Source organism: Pedobacter sp. MC2016-05 (assembly GCF_026239735.1).
Taxonomy (GTDB): domain Bacteria; phylum Bacteroidota; class Bacteroidia; order Sphingobacteriales; family Sphingobacteriaceae; genus Pedobacter.
This window is the reverse complement of sequence record NZ_JAPIVT010000022.1, coordinates 1-24,329: the sequence shown is the minus strand read 5'-3', so window position 1 is coordinate 24,329 and position 24,329 is coordinate 1. Positions and strand designations below refer to the sequence as shown.

31 protein-coding genes are annotated in these 24,329 nt (G+C 36.3%); 4 read left to right on the top strand and 27 right to left on the bottom strand.

Features of this window, described 5'->3' with window-relative positions; all coding sequences use genetic code 11:
- Nucleotides 1-54 precede the first annotated feature (54 nt).
- From OQZ33_RS20865 to OQZ33_RS20735, 27 genes are all read right to left on the bottom strand, one after another.
- Nucleotides 55-702: a hypothetical protein gene (locus OQZ33_RS20865; protein WP_265801351.1), complete on the bottom strand. Its 648-nt coding sequence runs from the start codon at nt 700-702 to the stop codon at nt 55-57.
- The gene (locus OQZ33_RS20860; protein ID WP_265801350.1) at nt 699-1,406 is read right to left on the bottom strand and encodes a hypothetical protein; all 708 of its coding nucleotides are present in this window, start codon (nt 1,404-1,406) and stop codon (nt 699-701) included. The genes OQZ33_RS20865 and OQZ33_RS20860 overlap by 4 nt, the downstream gene beginning before the upstream one ends.
- Before the next feature lie 27 nt (nt 1,407-1,433).
- Entirely contained in the window at nt 1,434-2,258 is an 825-nt protein-coding gene (locus OQZ33_RS20855) for a hypothetical protein (RefSeq protein WP_265801349.1), read from the bottom strand.
- Nucleotides 2,259-2,270: 12 nt separating this feature from the next.
- A complete protein-coding gene (locus OQZ33_RS20850; RefSeq protein ID WP_265801348.1) occupies nt 2,271-2,708 on the bottom strand; it encodes a hypothetical protein in 438 nt (145 codons plus the stop codon).
- A complete protein-coding gene (locus tag OQZ33_RS20845) occupies nt 2,698-3,672 on the bottom strand; it encodes a hypothetical protein (protein ID WP_265801347.1) in 975 nt (324 codons plus the stop codon). The genes OQZ33_RS20850 and OQZ33_RS20845 overlap by 11 nt, the downstream gene beginning before the upstream one ends.
- A gap of 4 nt (nt 3,673-3,676) precedes the next feature.
- A complete protein-coding gene (locus tag OQZ33_RS20840) occupies nt 3,677-4,054 on the bottom strand; it encodes a YcxB family protein (RefSeq protein WP_265801346.1) in 378 nt (125 codons plus the stop codon).
- A gap of 382 nt (nt 4,055-4,436) precedes the next feature.
- Entirely contained in the window at nt 4,437-5,078 is a 642-nt protein-coding gene (locus tag OQZ33_RS20835; protein ID WP_265801345.1) for a hypothetical protein, read from the bottom strand.
- 130 nt (nt 5,079-5,208) lie between these two features.
- The gene (locus tag OQZ33_RS20830) at nt 5,209-6,147 is read right to left on the bottom strand and encodes an XAC2610-related protein (RefSeq protein WP_265801344.1); all 939 of its coding nucleotides are present in this window, start codon (nt 6,145-6,147) and stop codon (nt 5,209-5,211) included.
- 243 nt (nt 6,148-6,390) lie between these two features.
- On the bottom strand, nt 6,391-6,768 hold the full coding sequence (locus OQZ33_RS20825) for a hypothetical protein (protein WP_265801343.1): 378 nt from the start codon (nt 6,766-6,768) through the stop codon (nt 6,391-6,393).
- Between the two features lie 31 nt (nt 6,769-6,799).
- Entirely contained in the window at nt 6,800-7,219 is a 420-nt protein-coding gene (locus tag OQZ33_RS20820; protein WP_265801342.1) for a hypothetical protein, read from the bottom strand.
- A 140-nt stretch (nt 7,220-7,359) separates the two neighbouring features.
- Entirely contained in the window at nt 7,360-8,430 is a 1,071-nt protein-coding gene (locus tag OQZ33_RS20815) for a DUF6688 domain-containing protein (RefSeq protein WP_265801340.1), read from the bottom strand.
- Nucleotides 8,431-8,531: 101 nt separating this feature from the next.
- Nucleotides 8,532-8,927 carry a hypothetical protein gene (locus tag OQZ33_RS20810; RefSeq protein WP_265801339.1) on the bottom strand — a complete coding sequence of 132 codons (396 nt, stop codon included), beginning with the start codon at nt 8,925-8,927 and terminating at the stop codon, nt 8,532-8,534.
- 5 nt (nt 8,928-8,932) lie between these two features.
- On the bottom strand, nt 8,933-9,253 hold the full coding sequence (locus tag OQZ33_RS20805) for a hypothetical protein (RefSeq protein WP_265801338.1): 321 nt from the start codon (nt 9,251-9,253) through the stop codon (nt 8,933-8,935).
- Complete coding sequence (locus OQZ33_RS20800) at nt 9,250-10,074, bottom strand: hypothetical protein (RefSeq protein WP_265801336.1); 825 nt, start codon at nt 10,072-10,074, stop codon at nt 9,250-9,252. Before OQZ33_RS20800 ends, OQZ33_RS20805 begins: the two co-directional genes overlap by 4 nt.
- A gap of 4 nt (nt 10,075-10,078) precedes the next feature.
- On the bottom strand, nt 10,079-10,981 hold the full coding sequence (locus tag OQZ33_RS20795) for a hypothetical protein (RefSeq protein ID WP_265801335.1): 903 nt from the start codon (nt 10,979-10,981) through the stop codon (nt 10,079-10,081).
- A gap of 25 nt (nt 10,982-11,006) precedes the next feature.
- The gene (locus OQZ33_RS20790) at nt 11,007-11,387 is read right to left on the bottom strand and encodes a hypothetical protein (protein ID WP_265801333.1); all 381 of its coding nucleotides are present in this window, start codon (nt 11,385-11,387) and stop codon (nt 11,007-11,009) included.
- A gap of 17 nt (nt 11,388-11,404) precedes the next feature.
- Nucleotides 11,405-12,139 carry a DUF6882 domain-containing protein gene (locus OQZ33_RS20785; RefSeq protein ID WP_265801332.1) on the bottom strand — a complete coding sequence of 245 codons (735 nt, stop codon included), beginning with the start codon at nt 12,137-12,139 and terminating at the stop codon, nt 11,405-11,407.
- 54 nt (nt 12,140-12,193) lie between these two features.
- Nucleotides 12,194-13,015 carry a toxin-antitoxin system YwqK family antitoxin gene (locus OQZ33_RS20780; RefSeq protein ID WP_265801331.1) on the bottom strand — a complete coding sequence of 274 codons (822 nt, stop codon included), beginning with the start codon at nt 13,013-13,015 and terminating at the stop codon, nt 12,194-12,196.
- Between the two features lie 17 nt (nt 13,016-13,032).
- Nucleotides 13,033-13,395: a hypothetical protein gene (locus tag OQZ33_RS20775; protein ID WP_265801330.1), complete on the bottom strand. Its 363-nt coding sequence runs from the start codon at nt 13,393-13,395 to the stop codon at nt 13,033-13,035.
- Nucleotides 13,396-13,541: 146 nt separating this feature from the next.
- Nucleotides 13,542-14,210 carry a hypothetical protein gene (locus OQZ33_RS20770; RefSeq protein WP_265801329.1) on the bottom strand — a complete coding sequence of 223 codons (669 nt, stop codon included), beginning with the start codon at nt 14,208-14,210 and terminating at the stop codon, nt 13,542-13,544.
- Nucleotides 14,210-14,917, bottom strand: coding sequence for an XAC2610-related protein (locus OQZ33_RS20765; protein ID WP_265801328.1), 708 nt, complete (start codon nt 14,915-14,917; stop codon nt 14,210-14,212). Before OQZ33_RS20765 ends, OQZ33_RS20770 begins: the two co-directional genes overlap by 1 nt.
- Nucleotides 14,918-14,928: 11 nt before the next feature.
- The gene (locus tag OQZ33_RS20760) at nt 14,929-15,675 is read right to left on the bottom strand and encodes a DUF2931 family protein (protein WP_265801327.1); all 747 of its coding nucleotides are present in this window, start codon (nt 15,673-15,675) and stop codon (nt 14,929-14,931) included.
- A 134-nt stretch (nt 15,676-15,809) separates the two neighbouring features.
- Complete coding sequence (locus OQZ33_RS20755) at nt 15,810-15,983, bottom strand: hypothetical protein (protein ID WP_265801326.1); 174 nt, start codon at nt 15,981-15,983, stop codon at nt 15,810-15,812.
- Between the two features lie 11 nt (nt 15,984-15,994).
- Nucleotides 15,995-16,570, bottom strand: coding sequence for a peroxiredoxin family protein (locus OQZ33_RS20750; protein ID WP_265801324.1), 576 nt, complete (start codon nt 16,568-16,570; stop codon nt 15,995-15,997).
- Between the two features lie 164 nt (nt 16,571-16,734).
- Nucleotides 16,735-18,492 carry a hypothetical protein gene (locus OQZ33_RS20745; RefSeq protein WP_265801323.1) on the bottom strand — a complete coding sequence of 586 codons (1,758 nt, stop codon included), beginning with the start codon at nt 18,490-18,492 and terminating at the stop codon, nt 16,735-16,737.
- 59 nt (nt 18,493-18,551) lie between these two features.
- Complete coding sequence (locus OQZ33_RS20740; RefSeq protein ID WP_265801322.1) at nt 18,552-18,980, bottom strand: hypothetical protein; 429 nt, start codon at nt 18,978-18,980, stop codon at nt 18,552-18,554.
- 4 nt (nt 18,981-18,984) lie between these two features.
- A complete protein-coding gene (locus OQZ33_RS20735; RefSeq protein ID WP_265801320.1) occupies nt 18,985-19,290 on the bottom strand; it encodes a hypothetical protein in 306 nt (101 codons plus the stop codon).
- A gap of 222 nt (nt 19,291-19,512) precedes the next feature.
- Between OQZ33_RS20735 and OQZ33_RS20730 the strand changes: the two genes are divergently transcribed.
- The 4 genes from OQZ33_RS20730 to araA all read left to right on the top strand — a co-directional run bounded on the left by OQZ33_RS20730 (nt 19,513) and on the right by araA (nt 24,225).
- Nucleotides 19,513-19,737 carry a CDGSH iron-sulfur domain-containing protein gene (locus tag OQZ33_RS20730; protein ID WP_167296247.1) on the top strand — a complete coding sequence of 75 codons (225 nt, stop codon included), beginning with the start codon at nt 19,513-19,515 and terminating at the stop codon, nt 19,735-19,737.
- A 212-nt stretch (nt 19,738-19,949) separates the two neighbouring features.
- On the top strand, nt 19,950-21,650 hold the full coding sequence (locus OQZ33_RS20725) for a ribulokinase (protein WP_265801319.1): 1,701 nt from the start codon (nt 19,950-19,952) through the stop codon (nt 21,648-21,650).
- Nucleotides 21,647-22,345 (top strand): L-ribulose-5-phosphate 4-epimerase, encoded by a 699-nt coding sequence (locus OQZ33_RS20720; protein WP_265801318.1) that lies wholly within the window; start codon nt 21,647-21,649, stop codon nt 22,343-22,345. The genes OQZ33_RS20725 and OQZ33_RS20720 overlap by 4 nt, the downstream gene beginning before the upstream one ends.
- A gap of 389 nt (nt 22,346-22,734) precedes the next feature.
- Nucleotides 22,735-24,225 carry an L-arabinose isomerase gene (araA, locus tag OQZ33_RS20715; RefSeq protein ID WP_265801316.1) on the top strand — a complete coding sequence of 497 codons (1,491 nt, stop codon included), beginning with the start codon at nt 22,735-22,737 and terminating at the stop codon, nt 24,223-24,225.
- The last annotated feature ends 104 nt before the right edge of the window (nt 24,226-24,329 follow it).

The window sequence follows — 24,329 nt, the reverse complement described above, 5'->3', positions numbered from 1 at the left end:
ACCATAGCCAGTACAGCCCAGGTATTGACACATCATTCTCTGCCTGCAAGTCAATTATCCTGCAATTAGCTGTTTCTTAACTTGAAGATGGTGACCATCCCATAAAAAAATCCATGTCCATTGGTATTCTTCACAAACCTCTTCCTCATCTGGATGTTGCTGTCTGTAAGCATCATCAGAATTTGTACCATAAGAAATGATGACTTCTTTATTTATCACCTTAATGGAATAAATATAATAGCAGCCATCATCTTTGATATGATGGGTATTACTGATGTTATCTTTATCCTCCAGTTCTTTCAAATTCAAATGCTTGAAAAGATTTGAGAACTTAGTTAAATCCCAATAGTCGTACAATCTTGAAAAGTGGTTGATTAACATTTCTTTGGTTAATTGATTATTATTGGCTGACCGTTGTTGATCAAAATCTGGGTTTACCTCAGAAATAATTAAAGCAGTATCTCTTACGGGGAACGGAAAATAGTTCCCTAATTCTTCTGGATTTTTATTTTCTAGCGCAGATTGTAGCTTCGTCAACTCTTCAATCAATTTATGTTGATTGAGCATCTTTCCTTCAGCTTTTTTAGAAGGTAAAACCTTTGCGGTATCTCCAACTGTAACTGTCTTGCTCTCTGTTTTTTTACTTTCAGTACATGCAATAAAAGAACAGCTAAATACTATTGCTATAATTAAATTCTTCATTCTATTTTGCTTCTAAAATACAGAAATGATTTTGTTCTGCCGTTTGCTTTGTCAATTTTAAAAGCTTTAACAATAAAGGTTTGATCATCGATCCATTTTATTTTTTCTACTGCCCAATTTTTAGTTTCGAAGCTCGAGTATTCTCTCAAAAATTTTTGTGGCTGTTTTCTATCTCCCACTTTTAACAGGCCAATAAAGCAACTATTGGGGTCGTAAATCCAGTTATAAAAGTAAAGTAAATACTTGCCGTTAGGGGAAGCAATGGGCGTTTCTACTGGGCCATCACCTATTGAAATTATTTGGTATTGGTAAGCTGTTACACTATCAATTAGTACCATGGTGCCAAATCCTAAATTTTCTACAGTGGAATTATCGCTAAGTGCATACATTTTCAGGTTTGAATAGTATCCTAAATACTCATAGCCGCTAAAACCTCCTGCTAACCCATAATCTTTGTACTTTTTTAACTGGAAAAGTTTTTCTTTAATTGGAATAAGATGATGTGTTTTTGATGGTTTAAGTAATGGTTTTGAAAATTTTTTAGCTGGTTTAATTTGATCGAATTCGGCCTGATTGCTTTGCTCGAATTTTATGTTTGGAAGCTGATCATAAGTGGCTGTAAACCCAACTGAAACAACCTTTTTCTGCTGCCCTGAAGTGGATATCGCATAGCATAAAAACAAAATTAAAGTGAATCCTTTCATAGGGTTAATTGAGCTTTTAACTCTTAATTAATATCCGGTAACCAATAAATTTTTAGATGCTTTTAAACTGCACTTCTGAAATTTGGTATAAGCAATAGCACCTTTGGTGCGGATTTGATCGGCAGTTCCACCAGCAATATAACTGCTCAAAGCATCATGCAAAGTATAAGCTTCGGGTGCCATTAATCCGGTTGTCCACAATAGTGGGTTTGCTTTTGCCTGGCTTAAATGGGGTTCAAAATATTTTTTGCTGATGCAGGCCAAAATAATGGCATCTCGTTGTTTGCCATCAGCGTTGCTAAAATTTTCATTCAGCTGAAAATCCATTAAACCATCATGGCCAATGTAAGCCACCATTTTTGCATTACCGTTTATCCCAATGGTTGTTTTGTCTATGTTGATGGTGTCTTTCAACTGCCCCGCGGCACTGTAAAGAAAATCTGTAGTTGTTTTTTTGATGAATTGTCCGTCATACGCATCTGCAACCAGGTAGCAATTTTTGTTGACGTGTTTAAAAACCAAACGCTCCATCCTAATTTTATCCAACTTTTGCGTTTTCAGCAACTTCCACTCTTTACTGTTTTTGAAATAGTTCCTGATTCCATTTGCACATCCCCAATACAAATTATTATCTGGATCTTGTCCATTGCCAATGGCTTTTGGTACAGGAACAATGCGTTGATATTTGTTATCGCAAAGCGCTACAAAAACATGAATAGTTTTGGTAGCTGTGTCGAACTTAGATACATTGATATTGCTTTTTTTCTTAGCTTCAATAGGTTTTGGCTCACTATGGCAACTTGAAGCCAAAAGACCAAAAACCATGCACAGTATTAAATATTTCTTCACCATTTTATTGCTTATTTATTTTTGTACAACTTCTTTATTACCTATCTCCAGCATTGCGCTAATGGCCGCAAAAACTATTGCCAATGGCAAAAGAGCCGATAAAGCGAAATTAAAAAAGTAACTAACATAATCATGGAAATTGTATTGTTGAAAAGCCTCGATCAGGGGATCGTCTCCAGTATTTACAGCAATCCAAATCACCAGCGAGATCACTAAAAATGGAACCGAAAACCTAAAAATAAAATGTTGCGCCAATAAACCTGCATGATCGAAAAATTTAATGATATAACAATAAACCACTACACCAACTAATATAGCTGGGCTAATGCTTAAAAAAAACAGGCCACCATAACCGCTATTTAACTCAGGATTTATGAATACATAAATCAGAAAACCAATGGTAGTTGTTAATGCAATTAAAAAGGCTTTAATAAATGACAGCTTAATTTTCATTGCTATTTTTGGGTTTAATTATATAATAAACATCATCTTCATAGAGGAGTGCGTATGGCAGATTTTTAGGTTTATAGTAGCCAAAATTGTATGTGGGATACTTCCCTTGATCGTTTTTAGGCTTTTCATTCTGGAATAACTTCGCCTTAATTTTAATTGTATCTGTTTTATAAAATAAATTGATGTAAGCGAACCCATACCAGTTGTTTTCTTTTACCCGGTTTATTTTTTGATAATCAGCAACATAGACGATTGAGTTGGATTTGTCAAAGGCTTTACTATCGGGAACCAGATTTGGTAGCTGAGCGTCAGGAAGGTCATCAAGATTTACATACAATTTCTTACCATAAAGTGCAACCCATTTTCCGTTAATTAAAAATATGGCCTTATCTATTTCACGATTTCTATTTGGATCATCGTACTTCCATAAGCGATCGAATTTGAAATAGAACACGTCTGTCGCTTTTTGATTTAGTCTGGAAAATTCCTCTTCAACTTTATCTTCCGTCCAGTCAACACTGGCATTAAGCTCAATGTATTTTTTAGTGGTCGTACCGCCATCTAATATCCAGCTTGAATATCCTGTGTTTTGCAAAATATAATCGCCACGGAGAATAGTACTATAATCGTTGAACGTAATGCTATCGGCCACATTTCCTGAGCTATCTAATTTATAAAATGATTGTTTCCTCTTATCTTCATCATGCTTAATAAAAATGATATTTTTTCTTGAAGCGAAATAATAAGGCTTCGAAAGATTATCTCTGTAGGAATTTTTGAAAAGACGAGTCACACTGTATCTTTCCGTCTTTACCCCTTCTGGCAGCAATTTATATTGGCTGTCTTTCAACTTGAAGTCAGGTTGATGGATGAAATTGCGAAAAAAATATCCATAGGCAATACTTAAGGTAAATCCGGCAATTGCCAGAAAGATTACTAAGATATTTTTCCTATAAATAGCCATCACATTAGTTATTTATCCAAATTTCTGTTCCATTAAACTTCTTTGTTTTAATGTGTTTTTGTTCCATTAAAAACGACCTAAATTCTTTCAACTCAGCAATACTTAAAAACGATGACTTGGGCAAAATTGAATGCTTTCTGCCGATGAATAGCAAGATAAACTCATCGTTTTCGGTTTTTTTGGTAAATGCTCCCCAATCAACAAAGCCATCTTTTTCGCTTCTGATTTTTTCTTCAAAAATCTGTTGTTTGTAAGCCAGTCCTTCCTCTAATAAATTAACGGTAAAATTACCTCTGTAAAACGGGCTTTGTTTAAAAGTATAGATTGGCAGGTAATAATAATTTAGTGCAACAGCGAGCAGCACAGACAACCAAATTAACATGTCGCTAGTATTATGTTTTTTAAAGCTTTTATAAGCAGGATATTTGATGTAGATGGCTCAGATATAAACAAGTATGAAATGGCCTACCCCAAAAATAAAACAGCTTAGAAATAGTAAAAGAACTTCGCCCGTGGCGTTGGGAAAACGTTAAAGCGGTAAGCTCGTTTAAGCCGGTCTTGATTGTAAGCGTAATTTAAAGTGATTTGCATTTTTTGGGGAGGTTAATTTTTGTTTCTGGCTTGGCTCTCTCGTCATATCGAACGCAGCGCAGCGAGGAGATATCTGTTCCCTATTTTCACTGCTTTAACACCATTTTGTGCTCATAGCATGGAGATTCCTCCTCGTGAAAACTCGTTCGGAATGACGCGTTAAACGGTTGTATCTACTTCACTTCCTGCCGTTTCATGGATAACTTGGCCAAATACAGGGCAAACTGCTGTTTCTGTTCTGACGATTCTAGCTTTTGAATTAAACCTGCTGATCTACTACTCCAATCCATATAGGCTTGTTCCTTTGCTTCAATTTCGGCTTTGTTTTTATTTTTAAAGGTAGTTGAATACTCTTGTAAAAGTGTTTCGAAAGCAGCGAAATGCTGATCAACTTCTGGATTACCGAAATCCGGTTTTTCCATGGCATTGATTTTATCAATTCCCTTTTGTCGGTTTTCTTCCGAAGTTTTCACTAAATCTTCTGTACTCGTTTTTTTCTTTCCCGTAAAAATTAAAATCGAGAAAAACAGTGCAAGCGAGGCCAACGAAACTAACGCGTATAAGCCAGTTTTCCCTCCATGGCCCATCCATTTTCTAAGGCCGAAAAGCAATAGTGCAAGCCCAAGCAAAACCATTGTTACCGCCAGACCAGTATTTCCTAAATAAATAAATACAGGATATAAAATACGGGGAACGTTGTAGTTTGATTGAGGTTGGAAATACAATGTACCCTGACTAAATATTCCGGCGCCAATAAATCCGATCGCAGCAGACTTTATTCGCTCAGCAGTTTGAATTGCCTTGTTATTTTCCATATTTGAGAGTTTTTTTATTGAAGATAACCTCCTTTTCTATTCTCTCTATAGATAATAATTATTCGCTCTAGCATTGTATAAATGTGTTGCTCTTGATTTATTATTCGCAAAAATAAATGCCTTAAACCCCTTACTTTTTCTTTTCGGTTTTAACCAATACAGATTTTCCGTTTTCGATCTTGTAATAGGTTAAATGCGTGTAGCTGTCATTTTCGTAAACCCGTTCTTCTTTCACCAGAAACAGTTTTCCATTTTGCCAGCGGTAATATTGAGTTCCTTCGTTTCCGCTTCCATCTGCATCTATGGTTTGGGCTTGTTTTTTAACGGCATCAAAAAATATTACACCTAAATCATTCAACTGTTTGCTTTGGGTAAATCCACGTTTTTCGGGTTGATAGATAAAATACAAGAAAGAGTAATCGCCTTTGGCTACGCCTGGGTAATAGATGGGAATTTTAATATCGAGGTAACCATCAAAATTCAGATCCTCGAGCAAAACTTCGGCTTCTTTCATAAAAACGTCATGAAAATTTGTAAAAATCCAGCGCTGGCTTTTGTTTACGAAGACCTTAAGCAAAACCAAATTGAAATAATATTGCGCATCGGCGGGAAGATTATCTATCTTCGCTCGATTTCTGGCGTACTGAAAAACGTAATTGGAAGGATTAAATGCCTTTAAATTTTCTCTACCTGTCAGTTTTACGGTTAGATATGCTGCGTTTTTACCAGGTTTTTGCCAACTACCGCTCAAATAAATCTGGTCTATATAATTAAGTCTGAATTTCCCTGTGATTTCATATTTCCGCTTTGCGATGTTGTAGGTGCTTTCTTGCAGGTTTAGTTCGCCATCTATTAATTTGCCCTCAAGAATTATTTTCTCGGTATTGCCATTCTTTTTGTAGTAATATTCACCAGCTATACTATCGTTCTTTTGGTTCATTTCCAATTTCATTTCTATCGGATATTTATCGATTAATCCAGTGAAATTTATAATTGAAGTAACTTTGGCATCTTGGGCTTTTAATTCAAAAGACAGTGCTGTTAATAGTATGATAAGTATTTTTTTCATTGTTTGTTTTTCAGTGTATGTTGTTTAATCTTCGCTGCTTCCTCCTCAATGTCATCAAGTTAAAAAGCTTCGTCATTGCGAGGGTCAATTTTTCATCGTCCGAAGCAATCTCCTTTTCGGAAGTAGAACGCTAAACAGGAATGAGATTGCTTCGTTCCTCACAATGACGACCGCTTTAAAAACCTTAGCTTAATTAAGCGGGACACATGACCAATACCTTTCTAGTAGAGAATTCAACCGTTTTTAATAATCGAACCATTCTAAAATATACGCTTCATTTCTCCCCTCTGCTAATTGATACATATCAATCGGTTTGCCGTAAAACAACTGCATCGCTTTGGCATCAAATTTTGCAACACAATCATCTATAGTTAACCTGCAATAAATTTTTACCGGCACCAGAAACTGTCCCTCGTTGTTGGCATTATAACCTCCATAAACTCTCTCGTTTTTATCAGCTGTTGTAAAATAATGTTCGCAACGATTATATTCGATAGTCCTACTTCTAATACTGTTCTCGAATTTCTCTTTACCATTAGCACGATAACATTCAGCGGGATCATAATCTGCTAACTTTGACGGCAAGGCCGTTAATTCGGCAAGAGTTAAAGGGATATGCATAAAATACAGGAAGTATTTATTCGTCCCGTGTTCAATAAAGAACGTTTTCTTTCATACATCTCCCTTCATTAGATTTTTCAAGTTCTTTTCGCTTGGCTACATAATTCGCTTCATTCTCAATAATTTCTTTATGGTATTTAAGCTTTTTAAAAATTTTCGGGTCGAGGTTTTTCGGGTCGATATTTAATACATATTGCGCATTGGTGTAGACATTTCTGCCTTCCTTGTAATAACTAATGTAGGCGTTCCAACTTGGAATACTGCTCATCCAACTCACATCTAAAACTAATGGCACTAAGTCGGAAGATTTAATGGCGTATTGCTGATTACCAATTTTTGCAATTAAAAAATCTGTTTCTACATTAAAATCGGGAATAAAATCGCCAACTGGTTTACGCTGTTTAATTAAACCTAAAAGTTCTACAGAAACTGTGCTCGTTTTCTCTTCCATTTTTGTAGGTTTTACTTCTTGCCCGATGCAGCTAAACGAGACAAACAACAGGAAAAGAGAAGTTACTTTAAATCGCATATTGTCTGTTTATTTTCTATTTTCGTCTATCTGCTTTGATCTTTAGTTTTTCAGCTTTATTCTTAAATTTCATATTGTTTGTTTATTTTTTCTTCGGGTTTTGCACTACACAAGTACAGCACCATCAAAAAGAAATATTCTAAAGGTTTCATTAAGATATAAACTGCGTTTGAAGCCTTAGCTGTTGTAATTTTTCGCGATAGCGGATAACCATATTTATCGTAAAAATCTCTAATCACTTTGTGTAAACGAGGTGCATTTTCTTGTATCAGCTCCTCAAAAGCATTGGCGATTAACAACTGTCTGTTCACAATAATTTCATGTCCATGTCTTTTGCCAAGGCGTAAAGGTTTTACAATTGAAGGCGTTCCACACACGGCAACAGTGCATAAATAATGTCCATTATGATCTAAAAATGGCGGATGTGTTTTTTGTGAAAATGCCCATGTGGTGGTTTCGGTAAACACTTTGGTTATGGAGTTGGCATCTTGACCAAAAAGCATTAAGATAGCCACTATGATTGCGAAAACAGGAATGAGCATGGCAAAAATCAATAAGGGTTGCCTTCCTGTTTTAGCTAATTTTTGATTTAAGTAATTTAAAAATTTATTTCGATAAGTTTTGGTATTGGCTGTACCTGCTTCGGCAATAACTATTTTAGTTAATACCACGACGGCAGTAACAATATAGGAGAAAGGCAAGAGTGCAAATAAAAATGTTTCGCCACTTTGCTCTGTATTGGTACTGGCTTGCATAATTACAGCAATGCTAATTGGGATGCCGATGATTACAAAAACCACAAATAGCGAAAATAGTAAAGGCGGCAATGACCTGCCTTTATACCAAAGTTTAATTAAGCCAAAAACTGCGAGTACAAAAAACACTAAAAGCGTTGGCAAATGTCTGGACGCAAAAGGGGTATAACCACCATCTACAGGGTCTATTGCATCGTAATAGTCATCTCCATTAATTAGCCATCCTAAACCAAATAAACCGGCAGACAGGATAAAAAGACTTATAAAAATAAACTCCCCAACTACAATTGCAGGTTTTGCATTTTGCCTTAATGTTTTGTAAAAAAAGTAGCCCACAACTGGGCAAATAATAAAAAACAAGATGATGATTACCGTCATTTTAATTCCCTCTTGGTGCTTCTAGTTCTTTTTTATATGGATCGATACCATCAATATAAAAACCAATTTTATAAATATGTCGTGTAAAATCATTTTCCCATCTAAAGAAAAATTAATGCTTTTCTGTTGTAATTTTTCGAATAAGCTTTCGAATAATTTAAATTGGCAATCTGTAGCAATTCATTATCTGTCTTCCGCAACCTAAACCTGTAAGATCCATATCTACCATAACCACTAATTTGATGGGCCATATCAATTGCTTTCTTATTAAATGCATCCGTGGTTTCTATTGGATCATGGTTATGCGTTACCGGAAACCCATCGACCAATATAATACCATAATTTTTTACTTCCCTGTCATTCAATTTACTGTCATTAACCTGCATTTCAACGATATAATCAACACCTTTATATTTAACAGTGGAAAGGCTAACCAAACCATTTTTGGAACGAAAATTTTTACCATCATCTGAGTTCAATTCCAATGTTGGACACATGGAGATCACCTGTTTAATAGGTTTAAAAAGTTCAATTTTGATGTTCTTATTGAGATAGAGAACTTATCTCCAAATGTTTCGATCCTATCTTTTTGCAGTTTAAAAAGTGATAAGGCCCAATTGTAGCTGACCTCATTAAAAGGTTTGGGTTTGATACTATCCGTATAAATAATTCTTACCGGATCGTATTCATAGGGGTTATCGATGCTATAAACCAAACGAGCGAGTTCATCAGCTTTTTTATATAAACTGTTTGTTTTAGTTTGGGCCGTAACTATTTTTGCTAAGCCAAATAAAACGCATAAGAGTAAGCCGATTTTTTTCATTTCACCTTCGTTAATTTCATTTGATATAAATCTACATCAGAGATATTGTATTTTCCGGTAAGCTCTTTGATTTTGCCTGCATCGAATATTATTTTCGTATTGTGCAAAACCTGATAGCTCCCTTTTGTATTTGTGATATCTGCTGGTCTGTTTGGCCCATCGAAAGTGCTATTATATTCGCAAATCATACTTATTTTAAATGGTGATTTTTTTGCATCAAACCTCACCTCTATCATTCTCCTAATCATTCCCTCTGGAAGATTTTTAGCACCAGTATAGGCGTTGTCTACAAGCCCTTGATACTCGCTGTAAAATGGACTGCACCTATCTGTTTTACACCATTCTCTGAAACCATCTTTAAGCAAATAAATGGTATCAGCCTGTTTGGTAAAGGCTAATTTCCAATCGCTATTTTTTAGCAAAGCAGAGATGTCAAAAGCTTGGTTTAGTTTTTTTAAAAAGATGGTGTCTATCGTCGTTTTTGCACCTTTCCTTCGTCCGCCACCCCATTTATGGAAAATGGAAATAGCATCTTTTTCAAAGCCTTCTTTTTCTACTGGCTCAAAAACCATTAAGGGAGGAGCTTCCATAGTAAATATCTCAGTCAACAAAAATGCCTTGTAACGCTCTTCAGCTAATTTAAACCTTCCGTTTTTATCTGTTAAAGCTTCACCAACCTTGCAATTGGCAATGGGGTTTTTATCGTAATCTACAATTACGCCAGTAATTTCTGGTCGCCTAAGCCGCGAAATGCAAGATTGAAAACTAAGCAAAATGCAACCCAACCATATCAAACATAAATGTGCTTTAAACTTTTGCATATTTTTACTTTTTATCAGTCAATTCTAATTCATCTAAAGTTGCTTTGGTTTCTTTAAGTGCTTTAATCTCTTCGTTTAGCTGCTTAATTTCGATATCAAAATAAGCCACATCCACTTTTGGTCTTTCAATGGTTCCGCCTTTTTTAGTGGTTATTTTAGTGGCGTAAGCTTTAATTACCAAATCGTATGGAGAAAAATCGGTGATAGGATATTTTGCAGTTTTCCATAAGTTAGAATGCTGAACCGCCTCATTAAATAGCGGTTGATGATAATCATAACTTTCATTAGGTTTTAGCGCAAAATCATCATTCCATATACCTCCGCTGCCCTGTGCTGCTAGTTTTTCACCAGTTTTTTTAGAGTACACTTCGATGTTGATCATATACTCTCCAATTATATCTTCTTTAGAAGTATTTGTGAAAGATAAATCCAAAAAAGGTGATTTGGGATCATCAGAGAAAAACTGGTCTTCGCTAATCGAGATTTTTGCTAATTTAAAAGCATCTATCTTCTGAGTTATTTTAGCCGCCTTCAGTTTATCTTTTTCTAAACTATCTATTTCGGCTGTTTTGTTCGCAATTTTTTCATCCCTATCAGCTTTTAAAAAGTCTTCAGCATAGCTGATGATTGCGCTGTAACTTTTGCCATCAATCATTTCCATAGAAATTTTGTCGAATGATTTACCTTCATATTTCTCCGGAGAATTCCATTTCTCTTTCATGGCTTTTACAACGATTATCCGCAAAGCTTTCTCCAGGTTTTCTTTTTCTTCTTTGTCTAGTTTTTCTTCCATTTTAGCTTTTGAGGTTTTAAAGGCTTGCTCATCTTTGCCAGAAATAGTTGGGCCGCACGCAGCAAAAAGCATTATGATTAGGGAAAGCATTAAAGCTGAATAGGGATTTTTCATTTTGATTGTCTTTTAGAATATAAGCCTAGGCTTGTTGAATACTTTTTGCATTATTAAATATTGCGTTGGTTAGTTCAGTTGTATCTTCTGCAGAAAAATGACTGTGTCCAATTCCTACCAGTTGGGCATTAATCCCTTCTGTTGACTGTAAAAATGTATCGTTGGCAAAGTCAATTAATCCGCTCACATATTTTTCTCCAGCACCTAGTTCTATTAATTTATGTTGCACAAAGGCGTTTATTTCGGTTGGATCTAAAAAGCATAATAAATTTCCGACGCCGAAACTATAGCCATAGTAACTTAAAGCAAAAACATTAAGCAAGGTTTGGTTATTGATATCCCACCTATCATCGGTTGTTACCTGATTAAATAATTGTTCGCTTTTTTGTTTAAAAATTTCTATCATCTTTTTGTCTCTGAAAGTTATCCGTTCAACTTTGTTAATCTCGATAGCTCATCGAACTCGGCTGTAATCGTCTGTCCGTTTTTTGTGGCAACTAATTTGGTTCCATTCTCAGATATTTGATAGTCTTTTGCTATTAAATAATTTGTTAGCGCTAAGTTATGATTCATCTCAAATTGCGAAATCAATTGCGGAAAAACTGTGGCAATTCTGTGGTGATTTTGTTGACGAATTTTATCTACTTTTTCACTTTGTATGGTAACCACCATTGCACCTTCACCATAATCGGCGATGTAATAACCACTGGTATTAAACATGCCAGAAGCTACCGATCCAATTAAGTGTAAATCGGCATTTGTAGCGTCAAATTGGTTAATGATTAATAAGTCTATTTCGTTTTCAGTACCATATTTTCTTAGTTGTTGTGCTTGTTGCATAATGCTTTCAGGCAATTCTGATTTTGTATTTGCCCAAGCCCAAAGCCAAGTTTGAGATGAATGTGAGAATGTTCCTAAAACCTGGATAGGAAACACCAGATCTGCTCCAAAGCTAATTTCTCCCTTCGTCATGTCAACATTCCAATTATTGCTGCCAATTACATCTCCTAAATCAATTTGCTTATCGAACGCAATACCGCCAAACTGCTCAATAAGTTCGTGTTCGGTTTTGCAGATAGGCAAACTTGGTGTCTGCAAGGTTTCTTTTGGCTGTTCAGCGTTATCGTTTTGTCCAAATATATTATCAAAAAATCCCATAAGAAATTGTTTAATTTTTGCTGTTTTCTACTAGCAAATAGTATCTATTATAAACTATTTTTGCGCTTGCTTGTAAATTGCTTCTGATACTTTTTCTCCATTGAGATAGTAATGCGTAAATAGGACTGATCCATCCGGTTTATACATGTGTGAAACTCCATGACGTTTACCGTTCAAAAATTCGGCATCCATATTTTTTTTGCCCAAAGCATAATTGGTGGATAAACCGTTTTGCATATCATCTTTATAATTGGTTTCGGTCATGATTTGTCCATCGTTATAAACACGATAAACACCATTCCGCTTATCATCTTTGTAATTGATTTCTATAGTTAATTTCCCATCTAAACCATAAGTTTTAGATGTCCCATTCTTTAAATCGTTTTCATAATAAGCTTCGGTTATCACTTGGTCGCCAGAAAAGGTTTGAGATAAACCATGTTTTTTATCGGCTTTATACACAGATTTATTTGATAATTTACCACCGCTGTACATTTCGCTGTCACCGTTTTTTTTGCCATCCTTATACTCTTGGCGTAACCAAACTTTGCCTTCGTTATCGTAATTTTCTTTTAACCCGTTACGAACACCGTTTTTGTAGTAAAGTTTGCATTCCATTCTTCCACCTTGCGAATACCAAAACGCCTCGCCAGTAATTACTCCTTTTTTGATATTGTAAAGCGCAAAACCGCCTTCATCAAATGGAATTTTGTACTTGCCTTGCAAGAGTTTGTTATTTAAACTGAGTACCAGTTCGCTGCTATCTGCATTGTAATCCTTTTGCAAGTGTTTCCACTTAATTTCCTCTGGCAGTTGGGCGTAAATTGGTTTAACCAAACAGAGCAGCAGGAACAATGGAGTAATTTTCAAAATCATTTTTGGAGCCATTTTCATTAATCTAGATTGTTTCTTTTTTCATCCCACTTTTTAGTAAGGTCCTCTATAAACCCGTAATAGGTTTTGCGCTCATCACGTTTAAGTTTATCTTCTAATTTAAGTGCCTTTATCGTCCAATCAGAAAACTGGATGCTTAACTCCGGAGAATATGATTTGTCATCATTTTTTACCGCAGTTGAGAGTACATTCCAAAGATTTTTGAAATCATTTAGATGATTATTTACTTCGTCATTACTATATTTGGGGATTTCGATACCAGATTTAGAGAAGTAATCAACTCCATCGCTTTTGGGCGAATTTGAACAGGCAGAAACAAGGGATAGGACTATAAATAGGAAGAAAAAATTTAGCGTTCTCATGCTTATATCATTTTATAAACACCAAACTATAAATTTTCACTTTATCGAAATCACTCAATTATTATTTGCAAGGAATTGTTTATTATTCGCTTATGCTTTATATATTTTATAAAACCTAGATTGTTTGGTTAATAGATTTCGAACGATTAACCTGCCACTGTAAAGCCTTTAAAAATGATTCGTTTATTGTCGATCACTTCAAAAATATAAATATTGTTGTGTTCCCCCTCACTTACATTCTCTCCGTTTTCATCAACACTGGTGTTGCCAAAACTCATATTTAAATACAGGGCGTTTTGTTCTTCTACGTAAAAATCAGCTAACATTTGATAGGTATAATCTCCTTTGGTAAATACTGGTGATTCTGAATGCTGCTCAGTCAAAAGCTTACCTGTTTTTATTTTTGTGAGAGTCTTCACAAAGTCGGGATCAAAAATCACATTCAGGTAACGGTCGAAATCCTCTTCGTAAAAAGAATCAGCTTTGCTTCCATATTTTAATTTTCGCTTTTCCCACTCAGCATCGCTCAATTGAATTAAATACCACAAACTAAAATTTTCTGTAGCGACTACAGGAAATTTAAAATAGGTTTTAAGCTTGGCCCTATCCTTTGTTAAAACAGCAGTTCTAAAATTTTTAAAATCATCAACCCAGGTTTCCACGGGAATGTATTTTGAAGTATTGGCTACCTTCACTTGAGTGGTATCGTCAACTTTTTCCTGAACCACACTTTGGGTATTCGCATCTTTCTTTTTGTCGCCAGAATTACATGCAAATAATAGCGTCGTTGCAACAACCATCAATATTTTCTTCATTATCGATTTTTATCTAAAATTTCTTTGATCTTACCATCCAACACTTCCTCATCTCCATCGAAATCATCCTCAAAACTTGCACCAATTTGGTAAGCTTTGTTGGTTTTAGAAATTTTATAAACGCTATAGTTATTTGTTCCAGAATAACCATATCCCAGAATTACATTATATTTCTTGTTATATTGTGGATTAACAATATCCTCAAAATTTAGCACGCGATTAACCTTATGATTTTTGCTATCTACCAGGTATAAAAAATAATATGAATTTGAACCTCTGGCACCCGTCTCTGAAAAAACAACAATATCATTTATGTCGTCACCATTGAAATCCTTGTATTCTATAAAATCTTTTTGGGTTTTGATAAATACATTTTCTCCCCAGATTATTTTATCAGTTTGCCCCCTATCTATGCCAAAATAAATTCGGGCTGTTTTTCCTTTTTCCAGGTATTCTTCCCCACAATTTTGAACTGCAAAAACGTAACTGGTATCTGCAAACGGATGGTAATATTCCCAGATACAATTTGGATCGCATTGATAAAAGACCTTGCTATCACTCGTATTTCCCACAATTGGATTTTCGATTTTGATTTGCTTCTTCTGTTGCTTCGGAAACGTCTTCAATTCTTTACCTGAGTGTTTCTTTTCATCTGATCGACAAGCAGCTATGCTAATCAAAAACATAAGGATAATAAAATTTCTCATTGCTTTTAGGGCTAATCTATAAATCCGTTTTTCTTTTGGTAATCCCAAAGTTCTTTGTTGTTCTCTATATATCGAGAAGGCGAATCAATATAGTTTGCATCTTTGTCATAACCATTTTTAAGCAGCGTTTTCACACTATCTGATAGTTTACTGAAAGCTTCTTTAAAATACGCTTCTTTCGATATTTTTCCATCTAAGTAAAAATCATCAGCTTTTGGGATTTTTGGCTTTAATTTTACACGCAAAATTTCCTGCTCTAAGTCTACTCCCCTTAACCATATAATTACATTGCCTTTATTTGCCACCCCAACCATAAAAGACAAACCTTTCCGCCTACCGGCATAATCAGATAACACTAAAAACTGCTTATTCTCCCGAGCTGAATCGAATATTTTTTCTATTTTACGTTTTGGCAGTTGCAGGCTATCCTTATAAAAAAGTCTATCCCTGAAAGAAAAATAACTTATTTTAATACTACTTGGCAATCTTTGTGTTCTCGCATGTGTGCTGGCCGAGTAATCAATTTGCCAATTAGTTGAAAATCTAGATAAGTATTCAGAATCTATGTGCTCAAAATCATCATTTGGCATGACAAAGTACAACTCAGAAATTGCTATCGGAAATGTCTCTGGTGCAGTAACAGTTGCCGAATAATCATATCGTTCCCAGCTTTTATAGGTTAAAACACGATAAATGATACCTGCAAGCAGGAAGATACCAAAGCCAATATATAATTTATTAATGCTATTTATCTTCATGCGATTAATGGTTAAAGCCCTTACTTAGTTGCCATGAATACCACAATAATCCAAAAAATACAATAGCGATGATTAGCGCAATGCCAAATTGCCATTTACCAATTCTGTAACCTTTTCCGTGATAGCTAAATGCATTAGCCACCTAACAAAAACAAGATACCAATCCCCAAAACACCAAAGCCTAGCTCTTTTCCTTCTTCGCCTCCGCTGAAAGCAAAAGCCACTAACAAGGAAAAATTTGCAAAAATTAATGCAATACTAAGGTTACTATTTTTCGTTTTATTTAATTCGAGTTCATTCTGTTCCATAAAAATGGAAATTAAAGTTTCTTTGATTGAACCAAACTATCAAGCAAAACATCAAAGGTTTCTGTCTTCCCGCCACACCCGTTGTAAACTACTTTTCCTTTCGGATCAATCAGAATTTTTGCCGGTGTGCAATAAACATTCTCTTTAATTGCCTCATCTTTTCCTGGTCCCTGTGTATTGTCAATTTGTTTGAAACTGAATTTAGCGTCCGCAATACTTTTCGTCATAGTTGCAGCATCATCAGAAAACCCATTCACAATTCCAACCATTGGAAACTGATTGCCATATTTTTGGTGCAGTGCGTTTAGTTCAGCTACCAGATCATAACTTTCTGATTTTTTGAGGTAGCTATTTTGATAAACAAATACAATCCAGTACTTACCATCATGCTCTGCAGAATTGAATGTGCTTCCATCAACCGTTTTTGCCGAAAATTTTTTCGGACTACTGCCGAGCAGCAAATCGACATCAGCTCTGTTTGCCGCAATAATTTCCTTCATTTTATCGGCTTGCGTTTTTTCCTGTGATTCTCCATTGCAACCAAGCAAGACAAGAAGCATAAGATTTGCGAAGATAAATTTCTTCATAAATGGTAGTTTAGTTTACAATCGTAATTTTTTATTGTGCGTTCGTCCCAGGACATCCTACAACTCTTCTTTTAATTTTGGTGTCCGCTAATGTTTTTGGCGCCAAACTTTCAACTGCGTTTTTTTCTAGTCGGTGATCATCACTTAATCATGCTCCTTTTGAATTATTTTCCCTTTTTCGGTGCTGGCGGCAATGGTGGCGCAGCCTCCATTACTTCCATTTTTTTCTCTTCGGGCATCCCATACAAATCAATCTTATACTGCAATTTACCTTTACTATTGTATCTGTAAAACCAAATGCTTGTACTTATTCCTCGGCTGTCAATCATATCGTATTTTATTTTTCGGTCTTGCTTATCGTAACTAGTGGTGTAGGTGTAATCATGTTTACCATCGCGAAAAACCTCCTCAGCTAAAACCTGTTTTTTACCATTGTATTTAAACATACTTTTAGAAATCAACTTTCCATCATACCACTTGGTTGTTTCTTTTACATTGCCAAAATTATCGTAGGTAAATCGTTCTTCATATTTTGTTTCTCCAATTGTACTGATGGTACTTACCAATTGTTTTTTAGCGTTATATACTTTTTTTACCGCAGGAGCTGCTTCATTTAGATCCAAATCAAATGGTTCATCAACACCATGATATCTCGTGATCCTTTTTACCTTATTATTGTTATCATAATAGTAAGTGTCTTCCCATCCTAGTATGGGCTGGTCAGAACCTTCATAATTGAAACCGGTTTCTTTAAACAGTTTGCCGGTGTTGGCGTATTGATATTTAGTAACACGCCCTAAATACAGCTGGCCTGTAACCAACTTCTTAAAATCGTTGATTTCTGTATCACTTAATTGCTGAGTTAAAATGGCTTCTTTTGGCACTGGCGGTTCGCCAATAGTGAGTTGATTTCCGTATTTATCAACGAATAATTTTTGTTTGGTTTTTAAGTTAACAAAACCGATAAAACCCTCAGCCAAATACAGCTCAACAAATTTCTTAAAACCATCAGGAATGGTGATTGTTTTTTTTGTATTGATGAAATAATAGCTTCTCTTGGGGATCAAATCGATAAGGTAGCGATTGCCACTATTTCGATGAGATGAAATTTCGGCAACTTCCTGGCCAAGACCATTAATAAGAAATAATTTTCGAGCCTCTGGATTTGTACTTCCAGTATCTTTCACAGCTCCTAAATAAAATTCATAAGGATGTGCCTTATAAAAAGACTCTAAATCGTAATCATAGTTTTTTGATATTTTATCGCCCTTTTTGTTCACCAGATACGCAAAGTTATCGTTTACAATAATTTTTGCATTGGGCTCGATATAGTCTACGCTAACTGGTAGAATATAAAAACCATCTAAGCCTAATTGGCTGTAAATATTTTTGGCCGCTTTACTCGAAGTGCCATTACGACTGGCATCATAGTCGTTTAACACATTGTTTGTGTTGTCGTAAATTATCGGTGATAAAAGTGCAGTCTTCGTGTTAAAAACCCCAAACTTATTTCCCACTTGCACAATCACTAAACTATCGGGCATGGGAACTAAAAAGTTGCCTATCAAATCATATTTAAAGTCGAGAGTAACTTTTCCCTTGTCATCGATTAAACCGAATAACTCGTTTCCCAAACTACTACGCTTTCCTATGGCAAGGTATTTACCGTAGGAGGCTATTGAATAGCTATTATTTTTTTCTGCAGCTAAGATTACTGCTCCTGTTTTTCGAGATGCAATGCCATAACCAGAGCCACTTTCGGCTTTGTATTTGATGAAATTGCTATCCAATTTACCAACATATGCAAATTGTGCAAGTTTACTGAGGAGTACTTTGTTATCTTCCAGAATGTTAACCTGTGCATGAATACTCTGTATACCAAGTATTAAGAGAATGAAAAATTTAATGAGGCGTTTAAACATCTTTTATTGATTAGTAAAATTGAGAAATGATGCATACAGGAAGATCTAACCGGTGTGTTTTAACAATCATAATTCTCATAGTGCGTTCGTTCAAAACCATCTTCCAGTTCTTCCTTCAACTTAGGCGATAATGCTTGTCTCTTCAGTACAACTTTTAATTGTGTTTTACCGTCAGGACTAATCCAAATCCCTTCCAAACCACCAGGAGTTTTTTTCAAGATTAAAATACCCGTAAACCGATATTCTGTCATCGCGAAACGACCTTTCTCATCACTTTGAATCAGTAATTCGATCCAGTTTTTGCCATTTCCATATTGATAAATGCCAGAATACAACAGGCTTGCCCCACAAGCATTTTCCTCCTCTTTCAAATACAATCTAACCGATCGGTTATTAACTCTACCGGTATAAAAGGTTGTTTTCACTTCCTGTGCGAAGCCAATAGTGAAAAATAAAAAACAACAGGTACAGGACATTAGAAATTTCATGTTCTTAAGATGTAATAAATGTGTGTTCGATATACATAATCAAGAAAAACAGTACTCCAAGTAAAGCTGATGCATAAATATTTTGCAGTCCAAAACTAATTCTCCGTTTGGCAAAAAAATACAAAGCTTGAATTAACAAAAAAGCTTCTAAAACAAAAAAAGCAACAAAAGGTATAAACTTTTGCAACTTGAGTGACATGCCGCTATTCCCACTTTCCCCTTTGTCAAATAAAGAGAGGAAGAAGAAAGCCAGAAGTATTGCGCCAGCCAGCACCATAAAAATAAATCGCTTACCAAACACTTCTTTCATATATCGAATTAAAGGTATTTAAAGAGAATTTGTTTAATAATACGATTAACTAAGGCAAAAATTTCCTTTAATGAATATCCGCCAGCAGGTTTTAATTATTCGCCATCCTTCAATTGGTATTTGTAAAACAGCAATGCCTACGCGGAACAATTCTAAACTGTAAACTAATATGGTAAATCAATTCTGTTTAAGTTAATTTTGCAGCATACTAACAAAACATTTATGTCAAAAACAAAACTAACGATCAACAATAACGGATCAGTGAAAATTGAAGGTGATTTTGAAATTGTAGATAGAAACGGCAATGCTTATGGTTTACAAGGCAGAGAAGTTCTTTCAATTTGCCGTTGCGGATTATCAAAGAACAAACCTTTTTGCGATGGCGCACATAATGGTCATTTTGAACATGAAGCTATAGCATTCGATCTTCCTCCAAAAAAGGTATAATTTTGAAACACAATACTAAAAAGCCTTGCAGCATAGCAGGGCTTTCGCATGTAAAAGCAATATTAAAATTAATTTAACAGATTTTACTTGTTTAAAACCAAAAGTCACTTAAACGCCTGCAAATAAGCTTGCTGCTTAATTGTGGATTAAAAAAATGTTTAAAATTTTTTAGTTTAGATAAATAAACGTTAATTTGACGATTATTTATTGTTATGAGCACAGCAAACTATGTAATTGGCGTTGATTACGGGACGGATTCTGTTCGGTCCGTTTTAGTAGATACTGCTAACGGAAAAGAAATTTCTGCATCCGTTTTTCTATACCCACGGTGGCAAAAGGGTTTATATTGTAAGCCATCCATCAATCAATTCAGGCAACATCCCTTAGATTATGTTGAGGGTTTAACCCACACCATTAAAGATTGTTTGGCAAAAGCCGGTGGAGTGGATATTGCCCATCTGGTTAAGGGTATTTCCATTGATACTACCGGATCAAGTCCTGTTGCTGTTGATGCATCAGGTACTCCCCTTGCATTAAAGCCAGGTTTTGAGGAAAATCCAAATGCTATGTTTGTACTTTGGAAAGACCATACAGCAGTTAAAGAGGCTGCTGAAATTAATGAACACGCCACAAAATTTCCTGTAAACTATTTAAAATACGTTGGTGGAATCTATTCTTCAGAATGGTTTTGGTCTAAACTACTTCGCATTTTAAGAATTGATTCGTCCATCGAAAAAAACGCAGAATCGTGGGTGGAACATTGCGACTGGATTCCTTTTTTACTGACAGGAGGAACTGATGTGGCAACGATGAAACGTAGTCGCTGCGCTGCCGGACATAAAGCTTTATGGGCAGAAGAATTTGACGGATTACCGCCGGAAAGTTTCTTCAGCAGTTTAGACCCACTTTTGGCTGGATTTAGAGAAAAGCTTTTTGTTGATACCTACACTTCTGATGTTTCAGCTGGAACCTTAAGCGAGGAATGGGCTGAAAAATTAGGCTTGGGCACTGACGTAGTCATCGGTGTTGGCGCTTTCGATGCCCACATGGGTGCTGTTGGCGGACAGATTGAACCCTATTATTTAAGCAAAGTGATGGGAACCAGCACTTGTGATATTTTGGTTGCCCCAAATCAAGATTTACATGGTAAACTGATTAATGGTATTTGTGGTCAGGTGAATGGCTCCGTAATTCTAGGTATGGCGGGCTTGGAAGCTGGTCAATCCGCTTTTGGCGATGTTTACGCATGGTTCAAAAACTTAATCAGCTGGCCTTTAAATCATCTGTTAACTGAATCTGAACTTATTGATGAAGCAACAGCAGTTGCTTTGAAAGAAGAATTGGAAGGCAAAATAATTGCTAATTTGAGTAAACAAGCTGAGGTACTTGAAGACGACAACTACGCTGAGTTAGCAATAGATTGGTTGAATGGCAGAAGAACTCCAGATGCCAATCAGGAGCTTAAAGGCGCCATTACGGGTTTAGGCCTGGGTACCGATGCGCCTCGTTTCTTCCGTGCCTTAGCTGCTGCAACATGCTTCGGAGCTAAAGCAATAGTAGATCGTTTTAAAGAACAAGGCGTTCCGGTTAAAGGGATTATCGGCATTGGTGGTGTAGCTAAAAAATCATCATACATTATGCAAATGATGGCCGATGTTTTGGAAATGCCAATCAGAATCCATCGTTTCGAACATACTTGTGCTTTGGGTGCAGCGATGTTTGCAGCTGTTGCCGCTGGCATTTATCCAACCATTGAGGATGCCATGGCTGCTATGGGAACTGGTTTTGAAAAAGAGTACAAGCCAAATGTAAAGAAACAAAAAATGTACCGCATGCATTACCAGCAGTATCTTGGTTTAGGCCGATACCTGGAGCGTTATAATAAAAAAGATGTTAAGCCGTATTTATCATGAGCAACTATCAGGATATAAAGGAACAGGCTTATTTAGCCAACATGCAGTTGCCTAAACTGGGTTTGGTATTGTTCACTTTCGGAAATGTAAGTGCCGCTGATCGTGCTAAAGGTGTATTTGCCATTAAACCGAGCGGTGTGCCTTACGAAGATTTATCAGCCGATAAAATGGTGATTGTTGATTTCGATGGCAATACCGTTGAAGGAAGTTTGCGTCCATCATCTGACACCAAAACCCATGCGGTGTTGTATAAACATTGGGAAGATGTAGGTGGAATTGTTCACACGCATTCTACTTATGGAACAGCCTGGGCACAAGCGCAAAAGGCAATTCCAATTTATGGAACTACCCATGCCGACCATTTAACGGTTGATATTCCTTGTGCACCACCAATGGACGATGCGATGATAAAAGGCAACTACGAATATGAAACCGGCTTTCAGATTATGAATCATTTCGAAAGTTTGGGTTTGAGTTATAAGGAAGTGGAGATGATTTTAGTGGGTAACCACGCTCCTTTTACCTGGGGAAAAACGGCCGAGAAAGCAGTTTATAACAGCGCTGTTTTAGAAGCCGTTGCGCAAATGGCATTGTTAACCCAACAAATCAATCCACAAGCGCCGAAGTTAAAAGATTCGTTAATTGAAAAACATTATGAGCGAAAGCACGGTGCAGGCGCTTATTACGGACAATAATTGAGTTTGGAGTGACAGTTCGGAATGTTGAGCGTTCGTAGTTTCATGGCAATCTCATTCTGAAAATGATTTGAAAAGCAAATGCAGTAGTGTTTCGGGTTACAATAGTCCCGTCATTTGCTTTAGCCCAGCAGAAAAAGCTGGGGCTGCCGCTACTGTCGGGTTTAGGATTAAAAGGTTTTACCTAAGTAAAATAAACCTGATTGGAGTGAGCATCCCGATAGTTCATCGGGATAAAACGAAAAGCAGGACTAGCGGAACCGATGGAAACAGAAGCCTGCTTTTCAAAAATGATAAATCTATTCATCTGCACCTAGAAATCATAAATCATTTGTTCTATGAGGACACAGATCGAGGAGAATTGAATAAAATTAAAATAACATATAGTAATGATTGATTTAAAAAAATTACAGGTTTGGTTTATCACAGGTACGCAGCATTTGTACGGTGAAGAAACCTTAAAACAAGTTGCAGCGCATGCACAAGAAGTTGCTGATTCATTAAACCAGAACGGCAATATTTCAGTTTCGGTTGTTTACAAGCCTATTGTAAAAAGCACTGAAGAGATTTTTGAAACATTGCAACAAGCCAATATCGATAAAAATTGTATCGGTGTAATCACCTGGATGCACACCTTTTCTCCTGCTAAAATGTGGATTAGAGGTTTAAATGTTCTGCAGAAACCGTTGTTGCATTTGCATACGCAATTTAACCGCGACATTCCATGGAGCACCATTGATATGGATTTCATGAACCTGAATCAGAGTGCACACGGCGACCGTGAGTTTGGTTTCATGGTAACCAGAATGCGCAAGGATCGTAAAGTTGTTGTTGGCCATTGGCAAGATGAAGAAGTTGCAAAACAAATTGATACATGGTGCCGTGCCGCTGCTGGTTGGAACGATTGGCAGGGTGCAAAATTTGCCCGCTTCGGAGATAACATGCGTTTTGTTGCCGTAACCGATGGCGATAAAGTGGAAGCTGAAATGAAGTTTGGATTTTCTGTAAACACCTATGGTATAGGTGATTTAGTATCGGTAATTAATGCGATACCTGAAGATGCTATTCAGAATTTGTTAAAGGAATACGAAGAAACTTATGAAATGGCTGCCGACTTAAAAGCTGGCGGTGCCAGACATCAGTCTGTTTATGATGCAGCTAAAATTGAACTGGGTTTACGTAAATTTTTAGAGGATGGCGGTTTCAAGGGCTTCTCAGATACTTTTGAAGATTTGCATGGCATGATCCAGCTTCCGGGTATTGCGGCACAACGTTTAATGGCCGATGGTTATGGATTTGCTGGCGAAGGAGACTGGAAAACAGCAGCCTTGGTACGTGCTTGTAAAGTAATGGGCGCTGGTTTAGCTGGCGGAAATGCTTTTATGGAAGATTACACCTACCATTTTGATCCTTCAAATTCAATGGTTTTGGGATCGCACATGCTTGAAGTTGATGCAAGTTTGGCATCTGGCAAGGCAAGTTTAGAAGTCCATCCATTGGGAATTGGCGGCAAAGCTGATCCCGCTCGTTTGGTATTTAATGTTGCTGGAGGCGATGCTTTAAATGCATCTTTAATTGATATGGGAAATCGTTTCCGCCTGTTAGTTAACGAAGTAACCGCTGTTGAAGTAGAAAATGACTTACCTAATTTACCAGTAGCCCGTGTACTTTGGAAACCACTTCCAGATATGAAAACAGGCTGTGCTGCCTGGATTTATGCTGGTGGTGCACACCATACGGCTTACAGTCAGAATTTAACAACCGAGCACTTATTGGATTTTGCCAACATTGCGGGATTAGAATATGTGAACATTGGTGCAGATACCAAAATTAACCAGTTCAGAAATGAATTACACTGGAATGAGGTTTTCTATAAATAATATTATTTAAACGCTCAAACCTTAAAGCCGATAGTTTTTGCTATCGGCTTTTTTGATTGTATCTGGTTCGTGGAGACAGCAATGCTATTAACTTAACGTTATAG

Bases quoted from the DNA above. Each gene is read 5' to 3' on its own strand.
- OQZ33_RS20820 (WP_265801342.1), bottom strand. From the start codon at position 7,219: ATGGAAGAGAAAACGAGCACAGTTTCTGTAGAACTTTTAGGTTTAATT.
- OQZ33_RS20805 (WP_265801338.1), bottom strand. From the start codon at position 9,253: ATGAAAAAAATCGGCTTACTCTTATGCGTTTTATTTGGCTTAGCAAAA.
- OQZ33_RS20780 (WP_265801331.1), bottom strand. From the start codon at position 13,015: ATGATTTTGAAAATTACTCCATTGTTCCTGCTGCTCTGTTTGGTTAAA.
- OQZ33_RS20815 (WP_265801340.1), bottom strand. From the start codon at position 8,430: ATGACGGTAATCATCATCTTGTTTTTTATTATTTGCCCAGTTGTGGGC.
- OQZ33_RS20850 (WP_265801348.1), bottom strand. From the start codon at position 2,708: ATGAAAATTAAGCTGTCATTTATTAAAGCCTTTTTAATTGCATTAACA.
- OQZ33_RS20830 (WP_265801344.1), bottom strand. From the start codon at position 6,147: ATGAAAAAAATACTTATCATACTATTAACAGCACTGTCTTTTGAATTA.
- OQZ33_RS20800 (WP_265801336.1), bottom strand. From the start codon at position 10,074: ATGCAAAAGTTTAAAGCACATTTATGTTTGATATGGTTGGGTTGCATT.
- OQZ33_RS20735 (WP_265801320.1), bottom strand. From the start codon at position 19,290: ATGAAAGAAGTGTTTGGTAAGCGATTTATTTTTATGGTGCTGGCTGGC.
- OQZ33_RS20795 (WP_265801335.1), bottom strand. From the start codon at position 10,981: ATGAAAAATCCCTATTCAGCTTTAATGCTTTCCCTAATCATAATGCTT.
- OQZ33_RS20855 (WP_265801349.1), bottom strand. From the start codon at position 2,258: ATGGTGAAGAAATATTTAATACTGTGCATGGTTTTTGGTCTTTTGGCT.
- OQZ33_RS20785 (WP_265801332.1), bottom strand. From the start codon at position 12,139: ATGGGATTTTTTGATAATATATTTGGACAAAACGATAACGCTGAACAG.
- OQZ33_RS20835 (WP_265801345.1), bottom strand. From the start codon at position 5,078: ATGGAAAATAACAAGGCAATTCAAACTGCTGAGCGAATAAAGTCTGCT.
- OQZ33_RS20840 (WP_265801346.1), bottom strand. From the start codon at position 4,054: ATGTTAATTTGGTTGTCTGTGCTGCTCGCTGTTGCACTAAATTATTAT.
- OQZ33_RS20760 (WP_265801327.1), bottom strand. From the start codon at position 15,675: ATGAAGATAAATAGCATTAATAAATTATATATTGGCTTTGGTATCTTC.
- OQZ33_RS20775 (WP_265801330.1), bottom strand. From the start codon at position 13,395: ATGAGAACGCTAAATTTTTTCTTCCTATTTATAGTCCTATCCCTTGTT.
- OQZ33_RS20750 (WP_265801324.1), bottom strand. From the start codon at position 16,570: ATGAAGAAATTTATCTTCGCAAATCTTATGCTTCTTGTCTTGCTTGGT.
- OQZ33_RS20810 (WP_265801339.1), bottom strand. From the start codon at position 8,927: ATGTGTCCAACATTGGAATTGAACTCAGATGATGGTAAAAATTTTCGT.
- OQZ33_RS20745 (WP_265801323.1), bottom strand. From the start codon at position 18,492: ATGTTTAAACGCCTCATTAAATTTTTCATTCTCTTAATACTTGGTATA.
- OQZ33_RS20720 (WP_265801318.1), top strand. From the start codon at position 21,647: ATGAGCAACTATCAGGATATAAAGGAACAGGCTTATTTAGCCAACATG.
- OQZ33_RS20755 (WP_265801326.1), bottom strand. From the start codon at position 15,983: ATGGAACAGAATGAACTCGAATTAAATAAAACGAAAAATAGTAACCTT.
- OQZ33_RS20770 (WP_265801329.1), bottom strand. From the start codon at position 14,210: ATGAAGAAAATATTGATGGTTGTTGCAACGACGCTATTATTTGCATGT.
- OQZ33_RS20825 (WP_265801343.1), bottom strand. From the start codon at position 6,768: ATGCATATCCCTTTAACTCTTGCCGAATTAACGGCCTTGCCGTCAAAG.
- OQZ33_RS20740 (WP_265801322.1), bottom strand. From the start codon at position 18,980: ATGAAATTTCTAATGTCCTGTACCTGTTGTTTTTTATTTTTCACTATT.
- OQZ33_RS20860 (WP_265801350.1), bottom strand. From the start codon at position 1,406: ATGAAAGGATTCACTTTAATTTTGTTTTTATGCTATGCGATATCCACT.
- araA (WP_265801316.1), top strand. From the start codon at position 22,735: ATGATTGATTTAAAAAAATTACAGGTTTGGTTTATCACAGGTACGCAG.
- OQZ33_RS20845 (WP_265801347.1), bottom strand. From the start codon at position 3,672: ATGGCTATTTATAGGAAAAATATCTTAGTAATCTTTCTGGCAATTGCC.
- OQZ33_RS20730 (WP_167296247.1), top strand. From the start codon at position 19,513: ATGTCAAAAACAAAACTAACGATCAACAATAACGGATCAGTGAAAATT.
- OQZ33_RS20725 (WP_265801319.1), top strand. From the start codon at position 19,950: ATGAGCACAGCAAACTATGTAATTGGCGTTGATTACGGGACGGATTCT.
- OQZ33_RS20790 (WP_265801333.1), bottom strand. From the start codon at position 11,387: ATGATAGAAATTTTTAAACAAAAAAGCGAACAATTATTTAATCAGGTA.
- OQZ33_RS20765 (WP_265801328.1), bottom strand. From the start codon at position 14,917: ATGAGAAATTTTATTATCCTTATGTTTTTGATTAGCATAGCTGCTTGT.
- OQZ33_RS20865 (WP_265801351.1), bottom strand. From the start codon at position 702: ATGAAGAATTTAATTATAGCAATAGTATTTAGCTGTTCTTTTATTGCA.